Annotated in this window: 12 protein-coding genes; all 12 read left to right on the top strand. The window is 60.8% G+C overall.

Annotation, left to right across the window (positions count from 1 at the left end):
• Positions 1-35: 35 nt before the first annotated feature.
• The 12 genes from pheS to ACFPN2_RS28320 all read left to right on the top strand — a co-directional run bounded on the left by pheS (position 36) and on the right by ACFPN2_RS28320 (position 14,638).
• The gene (gene pheS / locus ACFPN2_RS28375) at positions 36-1,064 is read left to right on the top strand and encodes a phenylalanine--tRNA ligase subunit alpha (RefSeq protein ID WP_380603001.1); all 1,029 of its coding nucleotides are present in this window, start codon (positions 36-38) and stop codon (positions 1,062-1,064) included.
• 47 nt (positions 1,065-1,111) lie between these two features.
• Positions 1,112-3,493 carry a phenylalanine--tRNA ligase subunit beta gene (gene pheT / locus ACFPN2_RS28370; protein ID WP_380602999.1) on the top strand — a complete coding sequence of 794 codons (2,382 nt, stop codon included), beginning with the start codon at positions 1,112-1,114 and terminating at the stop codon, positions 3,491-3,493.
• A 15-nt stretch (positions 3,494-3,508) separates the two neighbouring features.
• Positions 3,509-3,808, top strand: a complete 300-nt coding sequence (ihfA, locus tag ACFPN2_RS28365) for an integration host factor subunit alpha (RefSeq protein ID WP_066919939.1) — start codon at positions 3,509-3,511, stop codon at positions 3,806-3,808.
• A complete protein-coding gene (locus tag ACFPN2_RS28360; protein WP_129777477.1) occupies positions 3,789-4,145 on the top strand; it encodes a MerR family transcriptional regulator in 357 nt (118 codons plus the stop codon). The genes ihfA and ACFPN2_RS28360 overlap by 20 nt, the downstream gene beginning before the upstream one ends.
• A 297-nt stretch (positions 4,146-4,442) precedes the next feature.
• Positions 4,443-4,988, top strand: a complete 546-nt coding sequence (locus ACFPN2_RS28355; protein WP_380602996.1) for an RNA polymerase sigma factor — start codon at positions 4,443-4,445, stop codon at positions 4,986-4,988.
• A 436-nt stretch (positions 4,989-5,424) separates the two neighbouring features.
• Positions 5,425-5,913 carry a hypothetical protein gene (locus ACFPN2_RS28350; protein WP_380602994.1) on the top strand — a complete coding sequence of 163 codons (489 nt, stop codon included), beginning with the start codon at positions 5,425-5,427 and terminating at the stop codon, positions 5,911-5,913.
• 857 nt (positions 5,914-6,770) lie between these two features.
• Complete coding sequence (locus ACFPN2_RS28345; RefSeq protein ID WP_380602993.1) at positions 6,771-9,686, top strand: DUF6531 domain-containing protein; 2,916 nt, start codon at positions 6,771-6,773, stop codon at positions 9,684-9,686.
• Entirely contained in the window at positions 9,670-11,361 is a 1,692-nt protein-coding gene (locus tag ACFPN2_RS28340) for an RHS repeat-associated core domain-containing protein (RefSeq protein ID WP_380602991.1), read from the top strand. The genes ACFPN2_RS28345 and ACFPN2_RS28340 overlap by 17 nt, the downstream gene beginning before the upstream one ends.
• Positions 11,348-11,749, top strand: a complete 402-nt coding sequence (locus ACFPN2_RS28335; protein WP_380602989.1) for a type II secretion system protein GspG — start codon at positions 11,348-11,350, stop codon at positions 11,747-11,749. Before ACFPN2_RS28340 ends, ACFPN2_RS28335 begins: the two co-directional genes overlap by 14 nt.
• A gap of 49 nt (positions 11,750-11,798) precedes the next feature.
• Complete coding sequence (locus ACFPN2_RS28330) at positions 11,799-12,299, top strand: hypothetical protein (protein WP_380602987.1); 501 nt, start codon at positions 11,799-11,801, stop codon at positions 12,297-12,299.
• Between the two features lie 1,271 nt (positions 12,300-13,570).
• A complete protein-coding gene (locus ACFPN2_RS28325; protein WP_380602985.1) occupies positions 13,571-13,858 on the top strand; it encodes a hypothetical protein in 288 nt (95 codons plus the stop codon).
• A gap of 372 nt (positions 13,859-14,230) precedes the next feature.
• Positions 14,231-14,638, top strand: a complete 408-nt coding sequence (locus ACFPN2_RS28320; RefSeq protein ID WP_380602983.1) for a hypothetical protein — start codon at positions 14,231-14,233, stop codon at positions 14,636-14,638.
• Positions 14,639-14,897 lie beyond the last annotated feature (259 nt).

Here is a 14,897-nt window from a genome sequence, read left to right as displayed (position 1 = left end):
CCGATTCGTCTATAGAACCGGAAAAACTCAAGGCCATGACCGACACCGTTCTTGATCTGCCCGCGCTCATCGACGCTTCTCGCGCCGAGATCGCCGCCTGCGACAGCCTCGATGATCTCGAGCAGATCCGCGTTCGATTGCTCGGCAAGAAAGGCTCGGTCACCGAGCTGCTGAAGTCACTCGGCGCGATGGATCCGGAAGCCCGGCGCACGGCCGGTGCGAAGATCAACGAAGCGAAACAAACATTGACGACGGCGCTCGAGGAGCGTCGCGCGGCGTTGGACGCAGCGAAGCTCGCCGCACAACTCGCAAGCGATGCCGTCGATGTGACGTTGCCGGGCCGAGGACAAACGATTGGCGGTTTACACCCCGTCACTCGCGTGCGTCGTCGCATCGAGCAGATCTTTCGGAACGCGGGCTTCACGGTCGCGGACGGTCCCGAGATCGAAGATGACTGGCACAACTTCGGCGCGCTCAACATCCCGGAGAATCATCCGGCGCGTGCCATGCACGACACGTTTTATTTCCCGGACGGCCGGCTGCTTCGTACCCATACCTCGCCCGTACAGGTGCGCTCGATGGAGCAGCAGAAGCCGCCGATTCGGCTGATCGCGCCAGGTCGCGTCTATCGCAACGACTCCGATATGACGCACACCCCGATGTTCCATCAGGTCGAAGGCCTGGTGGTGGATGAGGGCATCACGTTCGCGAACATGAAAGCGATCCTGCATGGATTCATGCGCGAACTGTTCGAGAAGGACGTGAAGATGCGCCTGCGTCCGTCATACTTCCCGTTCACGGAGCCCTCGGCCGAGGTCGATATTTCCTGTGTGTCGTGCGGCGGCTCGGGCTGCCGGGTTTGCAAACAAACGGGCTGGGTGGAAGTGTCCGGCTGCGGTGTCGTGCATCCGAATGTGTTGAAGGCCGTGAACATCGATCCCGAGCGTTACACCGGCTACGCGTTCGGCATGGGCATCGATCGACTGACCATGCTTCGCTACAACGTGAACGACATCCGGCTGTACTTCGAGAACGATCTGCGGTTCTTGAAGCAGTTCGCCTGACGTTACGCCACCGATTGAAGCCCACTGATTGACTTGGGACGCCTGCGATGAAGATCAGCCTCAACTGGTTGCGTGATTGGGTGGACACGGGCACGGACGTGCCGGCGCTCGCGCACGCCTTGACGATGGCGGGCCTCGAGATCGAAGGCATCGCTGCCGCGGGCCCGCAGCTTCCCGGCGTCGTGGTCGGGGAAGTGAAGTCCGTGACCAAACATCCGGACGCCGAGAAGTTGAACGTCTGCGTCGTGTCCACTGGCAAAGAAGAGTTTCAGATCGTGTGTGGCGCGCCGAACGTGCGTGTCGGCATGAAGGCGCCGCTTGCGAGCATCGGTGCGAAGTTGCCGAACGGCACCGAAATCAAACGCGCGAAGCTGCGCGGGGTCGAATCCGCCGGCATGCTGTGCTCGGCGCGCGAGCTCGGCATCAACGAGGAAGCCTCGGGTCTCTACGACCTGCCGGCGCAGTTGCAGCCTGGCCAAGATCTGGTTGCAGCGCTCGGCCTCGATGACACCATTTTCGAAGTGAACCTGACGCCGAATCGCGGCGATGCAATGAGCGTGCAGGGCATCGCGCGCGAGGCCGCTGCCGCTCGTGGCAAGCCATTGCATGTGCCTGCGATCGAGCCGGTGCCGGCCACGATCACCGATACGTTTCCGGTTCGCATCGAGACCGGCACCACGGCGGATGCGCCGATCGGTTGTTACAAATTTGTCGGTCGTGTCGTTCGCGGCATCGTTGCGAACACGCCATCGCCGTTCTGGATGCAGGAGCGTCTGCGTCGCGCGGGCTTGCGTCCGATCAGTGCCGTCGTCGATATCACCAATTACGTGATGCTCGAGCTCGGTGCGCCGATGCATGCCTACGATCTTGGCAAATTGAGCGGCGGTATTACTGTTCGCTTCGCGAAGGCGAACGAGAAATTGAAGCTCCTCGACGGCCGCGAGATCGTGCTCACGCCCGATGTGCTCGTGATTGCCGATGAGCGCTCCATCCTCGGCATGGCGGGCGTCATGGGCGGTGAGGATTCCGGCATCGCGGAGGGCACCGTCGATGTGCTCTTTGAGTGTGCGTTCTTCGATCCCAATGACGTGGCTGGTCGCGGTCGTCGCTATGGATTGATCACGGATGCGTCCCAGCGCTTCGAGCGCGGTGTCGATCCCGAACTGCAAGAGCGTGCCGTCGAGCGCGCGACGCAGCTGCTGCTCGATGCCGCTGGCGGCAAGGCCGGTCCGCTCGTTGTTACGCGCGCCTCGCGCAACTACCCGGCGCCCGCGCTGATTCGCTTGCGTCATGCTCGCGTCGAGCAGGTGCTCGGCGCCAAGATCGACGCGTCCATCGTGAAGTCCTTGCTCGAACGGCTCGGCATGATCGTGAGCGGCAGTGGTGCGGAGTGGCAGGTCACACCGCCGACTTGGCGCTTCGACGTTCGCATCGAAGAGGACCTGATCGAAGAAGTCGCGCGTCTGCACGGCTTTGAGAACATTCCTGAAAGCCCCGAGATCGGCACGCACGAACCTGCGCCCTGGACCGAAGCGCACGTGCGTAACGAGCGTGCGAGCGATCTGCTCGTCGATCGTGGCTATCAGGAAGCCATCAATTACGCGTTCACCGACCAGGCATATCAGGCCTCGCTGTGTCCGGAAGCACCGGTCGCGTTGAGCAACGCGATCTCCGCGGAGCTCGCGGTGATGCGCGTGTCGTTGTGGCCTGGCCTGCTCCAAGGGCTCGGCAGCAATCAACGCCGCCAACAGCCGCGCGTTCGGCTGTTCGAAGTCGGGCGTCGCTACGCGGCGGATCGCGAGACCGAAGTGATCGCGGGTGTCGCGACCGGCTCCGTGCTCCCCGAGCAGTGGGGCGCGGAGGCGCGCAAGGTCGACTTCTTCGATGTGAAGGCGGATGTCGAAGCACTGATTGCGTTGACTGGGGCCTCGGAGGAATTTCGCTTCGAGGCGGAAGTGCATCCCGCGCTGCATCCCGGGCAATCCGCGCGAATTTACCGCGGCGACCGCGCGGTCGGCTGGTTAGGCTGTGTCCATCCTGAGCACTCGCGCCGGCTGGATTTGACATATCCAGTGTTCGTCTTTGAGCTCGAGACCGCGGCAGGGCTTGCGGCCGTGATCCCCGAGTTCGAGGAGATCTCCCGATACCCCGCCATCCGCCGCGATATTGCGTCGATCGTCGACGAAGGCCTCCCCGTTGAGGCGGTTCGGGCGGTGGTGCAGCAAAGTGCCGGGGCTCTACTCAAGCGCCTGACCGTGCTCTCGGTCTATCAGGGGCAGCAGTTGCAGAAAGGCAAGAAAAGCATAGCCTTAGGCCTGCATTTACAGGATACTTCCCGGACGTTGACGGACAACGAAGCCGACGCCCTCGTGGCGCAGGTCGTCGAACAACTGGGCCGTCAGCTGAACGCCACCCTCCGGGACCAATGAGCGGGACACCACAGCATGGCACTAACCAAAGCGGAGATCGCAGAAGCATTGTTCGACCAGCTCGGTCTCAACAAGCGCGAGGCTCGCGAGCTGGTGGACCTGTTTTTCGAGGAGCTGCGCGCCTCGCTCTCAACCGGCGAGCAGGTGAAACTCTCCGGATTCGGTAACTTCGATTTGCGTGATAAAAACCAGCGCCCCGGACGCAACCCCAAGACCGGCGAGGAGATCCCCATCAGCGCCCGTCGCGTGGTGACGTTCCGCCCCGGCCAGAAACTGAAAGCCCGAGTCGAAGCGTATGCTGGAAGCAGGCAATAACAGCGAACTGCCGGCGATTCCCGGCAAACGCTACTTCACCATTGGCGAGGTGAGCGAGCTGTGCGGCGTGAAGCCGCACGTGCTGCGCTATTGGGAGCAGGAGTTTCCCCAGCTCAAGCCGGTGAAGCGGCGCGGCAATCGGCGCTATTACCAGCGTCAAGATGTGCTCGTCATTCGACAAATCCGCTCTCTTTTATATGAGCAGGGCTTCACGATCGGCGGTGCCCGCAATCGCCTGGGCGGCGATGAGGCGCGTGATGATCTGACGCAGGCCCAGCAGATCGTGCGCCAGATCCGCGTCGAGCTCGAAGAAGTCCTGCGGATTCTGCGACGCTGATTTCTCCTCGCTGCGCCACGGTTTTCGTGGCGCCCGACGCTTGCCTTTCTGGCCCGTCGGCGACATTTCATTCGTGATGCTTCTCTGCAATGTGGTCTTGGCGCCAGCGCGCCAGACTCTTCATTCCTACCTTGGATTGGCTCTTAGACGCAGTCGTATTGCGTCTTCCGTGGGCGGCTCGCCACACGACCGTGTGGGCGTCAAAAGCGGCCTCCTTTCATTTGACTAACGTTCACTCAGAGGGGTATATAACTGAATAAAGTTCATTTAGCGGCGATGCGGTGGGGGTGAGCTGCAATGAAGTTAGGCCTCGTGAGGGTGCGCGAACCGGTCGTTGTCGCCCAGCCATCGAAGTGGTCGTCCAACTGGGAGATCGCACTTCGTCGCTGGCTGTCGCGCCATGCGCCAGCGCAGCCCACTGAACTCGAAGACGTTGCCGAAGAAGTGTTCGTTCGTTTGTCGCGTTATGACGAAGCCACCTTGGTGAAATCGCCGCAGCGATTCGTGCTGCTGGTCGCGGCGAACGTGGTGGATGAAGTGCGTGGGGATTTGCAGAGTGAGGGACCGGATCGGGAGGCGTTGATCGAGTTTGGGGAGGAGGGTGACAAGGAATGTTCGGTCAGTACGAAATTAGTGAAGCAGGTGAGGGCGGCGGTGGAGAAGTTGCCGGAGCGGCAGAAACGGATGCTCTTGATGCATGTGAATGAGGGGATGAGTTATCACGAGATTGCGAGGGCGTATCGGATGACGCCGAGATTGGTGCAGCGGGATTTGGCGCGGGCGTATGCGAATTTGCGGGCGCAGGTGGATTCTTTGGCGCTGGACGCGATTACAAGCCGATGAGGAGGCGCCTGACTTCCATACATTGAGCCACGCATGCTTGCCTCGTAAGCCGAGCATGACGAAGAAGACCACAAAGTGACCCATTGGCGGCCGCTCGGCTATCCTGCTTTCGTTTGCTCCTTTCGTTTGCTCCTTTCCTTTGCTCCTTTGTTCAGGGGAGGCTACGCCCGAGGTCATGCTCGGTGCAGTCGATTCTTCACGGGATTGGTTTCTATTCACATCCGGTCGGAAGATATAACGGACACCGCTACGTGCTTTTTTGCCTGCGGAGGTCTATAGCTTGGGACGGTGACCCTTGCGACGCACCGAGAGTGGTATATAGGTGTCGCTCACGATCGGCCGTTCAATGTGAACGACCCGGTGTCGTGTGGAGCGTTGTTCGGCATTCCCCTCGAGGTAGGATCGGACGATGAGTAGAGTTGTGAGAAGAGCGCCCTTGGATTGGGTGCATCCCAAAGATGCGCGCGGGCGCTATATCCCGCTACTCGACGGTGCTGACTATCTGGGGCATGTGCGCCGCTGGGAGGAGGAGGCCGCGAAGTGGCAAGAAGGACTGGAGCACGATCTGGGATCGGATGAATGGCGTCCCATCCCTGAGGAGCTTCGCGCCCTGACCTATGCGGAATATGTGGGAGAACGGCCGGACCCGCAGAACTACATGCCGCGGTGGTCTGAAACCGAGTGTTTGGGCTATCAGATGTACGAAGAGGTGACTGACGGTACACCCTTGTCGCCGGTGTGCCGTTCGCCAGAGGAGTTGGCTCGCTGGCTCGTCGATCACGGTGCCAACGCGTTCGCAGGAACGACGGCGAACTATGACGAATGGCTCTATGTGGCACGCGGAGGGCGAGCAGGGTCTGCCGCGGTGAGCTCGGGGGAGGTCGTCGCGGACTTTCGGGTGCACGCATCTTCCGGTTCCCCATGACCCAGGCAGGTGCCCTTGAACTCCGTTCCACTGAGTAAACGACTGGCTGCCTTCCAGGCGGCGTCATCGGGCTCGTCGGATACTGCCAATAGACTTATCACGTCGCGAAAGTGCGTTTGCCACTCACCATACGCTCGCTGCATCTCGGGCTGACCGCTCCCTTGCAAGAGCAATGGGTCCACCAATGGAGCGCTGTCGACGTTATCGTGGGGTCGAATGCACCGCGGTGTCGGAGGACCGCGGGGTCTATGGCGAAGTGCTCGGAGAATCGCCGAGGGGCTTTGATCCTTGCCATTGCCATTTGATTGTCTTCAGTACGAAGCCAACTTCATTCTAACGCCGGACAACCCCGCATCGATCCGAATGCTCGTATTCGACGGCTCAAGTCGTCAGAAGTTGCCTGAGCCGGCCGGCCTCGCTCCGAGAGCAATCGGCACGCATCGTTCTCAACCATCGCAGGAATGCGGGCGCGGGAAGGTCCTGGTCGGAAACGATGAGTCACGGGATCATGGCACGTCACTGTGAGCTGTCCGAAACCCTCTCACCGTCGTGCCGGCGCGAGATACGGACCGAGGGGATCGCCGTATCGCCGAGAGCCCTCGCGACGTCACTTTCCGTCGATGAGTGGCTGCGTCTGCCACGAGTCATAAATGTGCAACCATCACCAGTAAATATATCTATCGTTCGAACGAGCGCACGGAGATGAGCACCGGTGCGTGCGCTGATCGTAGACCGGAGATGGCACTCACTGCGGACGAGGGTGTCCGCGTCGACGAGGATCCGGCGACAAGGCTGCGGCGTGCGCCGTTGTCGATGCTCGTAGTGACGATTCAAATGGATTGACGATTGGTTTGATCATGAAGAACAACAGAATTGGCGCGATGGTCCTGGGGATGATCGCGGTCCACGGGATGCTCACGAGCCTTCCATCCGCAGCCACGCCATACGCCGGCGCGCAGAAGAGCGAGTACAAATATTACTACTGGCTCGAAGCCTCTCAGCAAGAATACTGCTACAGCTCGTATGAGGACGCCGCGAGAGGGTGGATGGCTGCGAGGGATCAGACGCCTGAATGTCCGGACCGCTACGACGGCCAGGTGCCCTTGCCTGGCAGTAGCACTCAAATCTGGTCCGGCGGCAACGGCGAAGATGTGAACACCTACGCCGACTATCCCGGCACGACCGGTGGCGTGCGCGAGAAGAAGAAATTTTGTCCACAAGGAATCGAGGGCGAGTGGTATCGCAACACGCGAACCGCCGGGTTCCAGCTTTGGGGGGCGTACTTGAATACGATGACAGGCATGTGCGAGCTGGCGCCGTTCGGTCCGGCCGCGCCAATTCACAATGTCATCTATCGGAACAACTATTGGACGTGCTCGGGGGGATATCGGCTTCAGGTACCTTTGCCCACCGGCCAGGTGCCGTACTGCGTGCGTGAGCCGAACACGGTGCAGACCGAGCGAAACCTGGGGGACCATGAATGCAATCTCATGACGGGAAACCCCATCAACACTGCGACGGGGAACAAATATCAGCGAGAGACGGACTACCTCGGTCAAGGACCGTTTCCACTGGTGTTCGAAAGGCATTACAACAGTCGAGGCAAGGGCAGTGGGATCCTCGGGCCGCGATGGACCAGCACGTTCGACCGACGACTGGTGGTAACGACGGGCGGCGGCGTGCGAATGGTTCGCCTCACCCGGGCCGATGGGGCGGTCCTGAATTTTGAGAACAGCTCGGGTGCTTGGAGAGCGGACGGCGATGTGGCCGTATCCTTGGTTGAAGTGAGCGGCGGCTGGCGAGTCGTCAATGAAGACGATTCGGCGGAGCTGTATGACGCAAGCGGCGCTCTGACTTCGCTCCAGACCCGATCCGGAATGAGCCAAAGTCTCTCCTACGGTACGGACGGTCGTCTGGTCGCGGTGATCGATGCTTTCGGTCGAGGACTGAACTTCGCTTACGATACGCAGGGCCGACTGATCGAGTTGCACGACCCCGCCGGCACGGTGATCGCCTACGGCTACGATGGATCAGGTCGTCTTTCCACCGTGAGCCATCCCGGCACGGGCGTGCGCACGTATGTGTATGACGAGCCGGGACACCTCTTCGGCGCGCAAGCCACGTCGCTTCTGACCGGCATCCTGGATGAGAGTGGGACGAGATTCGCGACATTCGAGTACGACAGCGCCTCGCGCGCGTTCGTCTCGGAGCATGCCAATGGTGCCGATCGGATCGAGCTCTCGTACCTTGCGAACGGATCCACGCTCGAAACCGATGCCGCGGGAACGCAGCGAACGCACGGCTTCACGTTGATCGATGGTGTCTACAAGGCCGCCTCCATCACGGGCGCGCCCTGTGCCACGTGCGGTCCCACCGCGGCGTTCGCTCGCGACACCAACGGTGATGTGCTGAGCAAGACGGATTTCCGCGGGTTTGTGACGAGCTTTTCGCTCAACGCTCGCCATTTGGAAACCAGTCGCACCGAGGCCTCCGGCACCGCGCGGGCACGTTCCATCACGACGATCTGGCATCCAAGTTTCCGCCTACCCGCGCAGATCGACGAGCCCGGCAAGCGCACCACCTTCGTTTATGATGCACACGGAAACCTACTGAGCCGTACTGAGCTCGACACCGCGAGCAACGTCTCGCGTAGCTGGAACTACAGCTACAACAGTCTGGGCCAAGTCCTCACCATGGATGGTCCACGCACCGACGTGCAGGACATCACGACCTTTCTCTACCACGACTGCACGAGTGGATATCGATGCGGCCGGGTGCGCAAGATCACGAACGCTGCCGGTCATGCGACGACGTACTACACCTACGATGCCCACGGTCAGCCGCTCACGTTCAGGGATGCCAACGGCGTGCTGACGACGCTCGCGTATGATCTGCGGCAGCGGCTCATCTCCCGACTGGTGGGTACGGAGCAGACGAGCTTTGAATACTGGCCGACGGGCCTGTTGAAAAAGGTGACGCGGCCCGACGGAAGCTACGTGCAGTATGTGCATGACTCGGCTCACCGGCTCGCCCGGATCAGCGACGCTGAGGGCAATCGCATCGAATACACGCTCGATGAGAAAGGAAACAGGATCGAGGAGGCGGCCTTTGATGCCTCGAACGTGCGAACCCGTCATCGCACGCGAGCGTTCGATGCGTCGAACCGGCTACACCAGCTGATGGGCGCTGCGGGAACCCCGAATGTCACGACCACGTATGGCTATGACGACAACGGCAATCGGACCACGGCGCTCGCGCCGCTCGGGCGCGACGTCGCCTGGGGCTACGATGAACTGAATCGATTGATCTCGGTCACCGATCCCCTCGCAGGCGTCACGGCGTACGCCTATGACGAGTTGGATCAACTGTTGTCGGTCACGGATCCGAAAGGGTTGGTCACCGCCTATTCCAACAACGCACTGGGCGATCTGCTGGAGGAGGTGAGTCCCGACACGGGCATCACCACGAACACCTATGATGAGACGGGCAACCTTGCGACCCGAACGGATGCCCGCGGCGCAGCCGTGGGTCGGGGTGTTTTTAGTTACGACGCGTTGAATCGCGTGACCCAGATCGTGTATCTGGATCACACGGTCACGTATCAGTACGACGGCTGCATGAACGGGATCGGGCGGCTGTGCGCGATGAGCGATACCGGCGGGTTGACTGAATACGACTATGACGTGCACGGGCGCGTCGTGATGAAAGCGCAAACCACCCCCCCATGGCGCCGGTGGCCTCACGCAACGCCGGGAGGTGCACTATATCTATGAGAACGGCCGGCTGATCCGCCGCCAAGTTCGTCCGGGGGGCATCGACGTTTACTACGATCATGATGCCGCCGGGCGGATCTCAGCGATGCGCGTGCGCATCGAGGATCCGCACTATCCCAATGAAGTGACCGTGCTCACCAACGTGCTCTATGGCGCCGACGGGCGGGTACTGGGTTGGACGTGGGGCAATGGCACGCTTGCGGTTCGGGAGTACGATGAAGATGGTCGCGTCGTGCTGATCGATAGCAACGGGCAATCCACGTACACCTACGACGATGCGAGTCGCATCACGGCGATCACCACGGACGGGAGCGTTCCCTACAACATGGCGCCCTCGTGGACCTATGGCTACGACGACCTGGACCGCTTGACCGGGGCGTCACGCGCCTTTCTGGGCGCGAGTCGCACGTACGCGTATGACGCCAATGGGAATCGCACCCAGCAAGGGGGCACGAACGCGGTCGCGTACACGTACGATAATCCGCTGACGAGCAATCAGTTGACCTCGATCACGGGAAGTCACAGTCGCAGCTATGCCTACGATGCGGCTGGCAACCTGACGAGCGATGGGTTGATCGACTTTACCTACGATGGCGCGGGTCGGATGATCGCGAGCAGCATGGGAGCGACGACCTATGGCTACAACGGCCGTGGCCAACGCACGACCAAGCGCATGAATGGGGAGTTGACCGGAGGTCACTACGTGTACGATGAGGAGGGCCACCTGATCGAGAAATGCCTCCGCGACGCCGCCGCAAGCGACGTCTGCGACCGATACACGCATCAGCAGATCCTCTGGTTGGAGGACATTCCGGTCGCGACGGCGCTGTACACGTTGCTGTTTGATCCGGAAGGCTACGTGGAGTGGAGCTTCACGGAGCTCTTCAACGTCCATACCGACCATCTAAACACGCCGCGCCGCCTGACACGCGCGGATCCATGGAGTGGCAACCAGATGACGTGGGCGTGGCGCGCCGAACCCTTCGGCGTCGACTCCGTGTCCTCGTATTTCCCGGGATATTTGCACGGACTCACGTTCGATCTGCGGTTTCCGGGGCAGCTCTTCGATGCGGAGACGGGCCTCAACTACAACAACTATCGTGACTATGATCCGAGCCTCGGACGCTACGTGCAGAGCGATCCGCTCGGGCTGGGTGGGGGCATCAACACCTACGGCTATGTCTCGCAGAATCCCGTGTCGCGATTCGATCCGTGGGGGCTCACCGAAGAGGACGTGAACATCATCAGTGACTATATCGACCTTCATTTCCCAGACATCGATCGTCGTGGTGGCTACTCGTTCGATGATCCGAATCCGGGCGCTCGAGCATCGACCGACAAGTGGACGGGGGTCACGTCGCTGTCGAAGGACTTGCGTTGCAAGATTCTGGATTTCCACCAGTTCAATGACCTGGTGCAAACGATGTTTCATGAATCCATGCACAGTACCGATTCATGGTGGCAGGGAGTGAAGGATGGAGCCTGGGATGCCTTCGGGCTGCTCAGTGCCAATCACAGCAGCATCTACAACCGGGTTCAGTATGAGTTCGTAGCGCGCCACAGATACCCAACGGGGCCCACGTGGGGCACGCCGAGCGATCATGTTCCAGATATCGAACTGCTCTATTGGGACTCACGACACGCTGGCAATCGGGTGCCCTGTGATTGCAAATAAACCTGGATATCACGGTGTTGGATGGGCGCACGGGATCGCCGCCACCTTGCTGCTGAGCTCGGGAGTGGCCTGCGGGCGGTTGAATCATCCGCCCGAAGAGCAGACGCAGAAGGATCTCGAGTTGCTACGAACCGCGCTGCTGATCTATCGGAAGGACCGGGGTCATCTTCCCTCTGATCCGGAGGGGTTGAGTGCGCTGGTCGGGCCTTACCTGGATGATGAATACGCATTGAACGATGCTTGGGAGCATCGAGCGGTGTATCGGCGCATCGAGGCGACGGCGAAGACGGCGGAGGCCTTCATCGTCTATTCCATCGGCAAGAACGGGATCGATGAGGGCGGCCGCGGCGATGATATCGTCGTTCGCAGCGATTCGGTGCCGCGATGACATTGCCTGCCATCAATCTCATCGAATGACCAAAACTACAGGAACTGGTATGAGTGCAGCGACGAGCGGGTGGATCATGGTGGCGGGGCTCTTGGCTGCATCGATGCTGGCAGCCGCGGAGCCGCAGGCTCGCCCGACGATGGAGCCGGTCGCGAAGCTCGCCACGGTCACGGCGCGCGATGGCACGGGGCGCCCGCACGCGTTCGAGGACGCGGGCAACCGCGAGTTCGCGGTGACCTACGACGCGTGGCAGCGCGTGCGTTCGATCGAAGCCACCCAGGGGCCACACATCAATGACATCGTTGGCGTCGACTATACGGCGAGCGGCGCATTGATCAGCGTGAGGTTTCGTACGGGTTACGCTGTGTTCTTCGATCATCGGCCGAACGGCACCCAAGTCGTTCGTGACTCCGAAGGCGGCGCCTTGATGCGCGCCGGCGGCACGAGCCAATCGATCGACGGCTCGATGACGGAATCGTCATTGAAGCTTGCTCGGACGCTCGCACAGTTCGAGACGTTGCTGGCCGCCTTGGGACAGTCGACCCGATAGGATTTCTCCGCGACGCAATCGTCCATCGAAGAAGAAACAAATCCGTGCGGCTCGGACGCAGAGCGCGCGAGCCGCATGCGCTACCGCGCAGATCGGGTGGCGTTCGATTCGACACATCGCCTCATCGAGGGTTCCGGCGCACGTACCTACCGTCGCATCGCCCAGTGAATCGCTGTCCTGTCTGTCTCGATCGATCCCCTCGCCCTCGCCACGAAGCGTTCATGTGAGCCTACGGTACGAGGGCGGATCTGCGTTTCGCGCAGAGAGTGTCGCCGCACATGGTCAGCCGTCTCGCATACGCGCCGCTCATTGCGTCGATCGGCCGCGGACGTGCCCGCACTGCGCGCAGGTGCCTGATCATGAAGTCCTCGAAGCGGCAGGGCAGAGGATTCCGCGACGTTCTCGAGACGCCTCCAGGCGAAGGTGTGATCGAGCCTCGCGTGTGCGGCGAGCATGTTAGCTCTTTTGCGGTCTAGCGTTGCTGGTCGGGCCCGTCTGTCTCGTGCCGGTGGACATCGTTCTCTGGGTGGGCGCCGCGGCGCGCGAGCGAGAGGGTCGAGTGTCGAACGTTTTGCATGGAAACGTTCGCTTGCGAGCGCGGCGCGCCTGCTCCAATGTCACAACTTGGCGGGGGATTGCGCGGACGGGTTCGCGCCGTCGCGCTCGAGACCCGTCTTCGCGAGGGTGTACCGGATCGCGATGGACGAGCACCTCATGATGGGCGTAACGTCGTCGACGCTTCATATATTTCCTTCCGAGGCGGGTTGTTTCGTGTTCTCGCGACAGGAAACATCCATGAGGGTCCGACGACGGCGGTGCGATCAGACTCAGTGAGGTGGGCGTGAACCTCGGAAACGCGAGGTGCTCGCGGGACGAACTGCAAAGATAGTTTCGCCAGCGACACGGCATGACACAGGGCTCGAAGAAGCTCAGGGCAAGGGAGGCGTCGTGCGATTCCAATCAACCATCATGGCGTGCGTCGATCCCAAGGAAGATCTGCGTTACCCCAATACGGAGGCAAGGTGGTCTGTCGGTGATCGGCATGCCGGGCGAACGCACGAAGGTGTCCACGTTCGATCATCCGATCCAAAACGTCGGGTGTGACGGGTTCACCGCGCTGCCCGACCCTCCGCTCGACGAAGCTCGAGGCCACCGTCTTTCGAAAACGACGACGAAGATTCTCTCGTTTTTTTGCTACCATTCTGTTGGACTCGACAGAGGAATGCGTCGGACCGTCCATCCCCGCGCGCCGATCCGTAAGGAATCTCGAGATGACGACCATCAGCGACATCCGTGCGATCTACCCAAACCTCAAAGAGGAGAGTACCGGCGGCAACTGCGCGGCGCTCGTGTATCGCCTCGATGACGGCGGTCACCTCTTACTTACGGTCGGGGAAGGGGACGTACCCCAGGATGGCGATGCCTTCATCGACTGCGGTGTCTATGACGCCGAGAGCAATTTGATCGGAGAAGCGGTCTCTGTGTCCATCGACGAGGTTCAGGCGTGGATTGCCTCCGCGCTGGCCGCGCGCCAGCCGGGCCTCCTGAGCGATCGCTAGAGGAGCGTTCATGGCGGAGGCTGCACATCGATCTGGCTGGACGCGAAAGGATTGGAGTTTTTCATCGGCCCGCGGATGTTCTTCCTCGGAAGAGCGGCGTGTGGGGGCCGCGCTCTTAGCCCAACAGCTGAACCGCAAGGGCGTCGAGGGAGTTCACTTGCATCGAATGGCTCGAGGCGTAGCGGAGAGAGGGCAGGCTCTGAGAGTCAGGCCGGTGCGGATTCATTCGGGCGAGCGCGGGACGGCGCGTCGGGCGGACCCCAGAAGTATGTGCTCACGCGGCGCGACCGATGATCCCACAGCGCGATGAGTTCGCGGTCGAGAGCGAATCTTGGATAGTATTTCGTCTTCGTTGCTCGGAGGAATTTAGCTGTGGAACAGACGTGGGTGCGTGTTTGGTGTCGCCGTGAAGACCAAGCGGCGATTGAAAGCGGGACTGACCTGAGCATCGATGATGAGGGGGATGATGGAGCTTCCTCTTGGGTCATCCTTTCTACGGAGACCAGCCGTCCGTGGGTTGTAAAGGATGACATGGTGGCTTCAGGTAAGCCCTTTTTTTTGGCGCACGGCCGGGGCGCAAACGAGGTTGAGGAATATGACGCTCTGGAAGTGGCAAGTGACGGCAACGTCGTCAGCGAGCGCAAATGTAGCGTCAACGAAGGCTATTTGATTTCCTATGAGAATCGAGTCAACGACCTCAGGGCTCTAGAGAAGCACGTCGCGATGAAGCAGCAGGTGCTTGGATTGATTGGGATGGATCCTCACGACTTGGCGAAATGACGAAAGCTCGCCCGCCGCGTATTCGCCGATGCGGAATACCGGTGGATGCGATTGCCGGATTTGGGAGATCCCGACCGGCAAGATCCTCATCGAAGCTGCACAGATGGTGTGATTCGGTGAGTTTCAGTTGCCGATCCCCTCACGGCTTGCCACTGAGGGCTACCAGATTTCTTCACCTGCCCGGTGATGTCGCGGTCCGGATGCGCATACTCAGCTCGAACGCATGAGCATAAAAACTCGTATGTGATCGGAGCGTAGC

This window comes from Steroidobacter flavus, from assembly GCF_042651805.1.
GTDB classification, from domain to species: domain Bacteria; phylum Pseudomonadota; class Gammaproteobacteria; order Steroidobacterales; family Steroidobacteraceae; genus Steroidobacter; species Steroidobacter flavus.
This window is presented reverse-complemented; position numbering and strand designations above follow the sequence as displayed.

Coding starts and splice junctions, on each gene's coding strand:
- pheS (WP_380603001.1), top strand. CDS start 36: ATGACCGACACCGTTCTTGATCTGCCCGCGCTCATCGACGCTTCTCGC.
- pheT (WP_380602999.1), top strand. CDS start 1,112: ATGAAGATCAGCCTCAACTGGTTGCGTGATTGGGTGGACACGGGCACG.
- ihfA (WP_066919939.1), top strand. CDS start 3,509: ATGGCACTAACCAAAGCGGAGATCGCAGAAGCATTGTTCGACCAGCTC.
- ACFPN2_RS28360 (WP_129777477.1), top strand. CDS start 3,789: ATGCTGGAAGCAGGCAATAACAGCGAACTGCCGGCGATTCCCGGCAAA.
- ACFPN2_RS28355 (WP_380602996.1), top strand. CDS start 4,443: ATGAAGTTAGGCCTCGTGAGGGTGCGCGAACCGGTCGTTGTCGCCCAG.
- ACFPN2_RS28345 (WP_380602993.1), top strand. CDS start 6,771: ATGAAGAACAACAGAATTGGCGCGATGGTCCTGGGGATGATCGCGGTC.
- ACFPN2_RS28330 (WP_380602987.1), top strand. CDS start 11,799: ATGAGTGCAGCGACGAGCGGGTGGATCATGGTGGCGGGGCTCTTGGCT.
- ACFPN2_RS28325 (WP_380602985.1), top strand. CDS start 13,571: ATGACGACCATCAGCGACATCCGTGCGATCTACCCAAACCTCAAAGAG.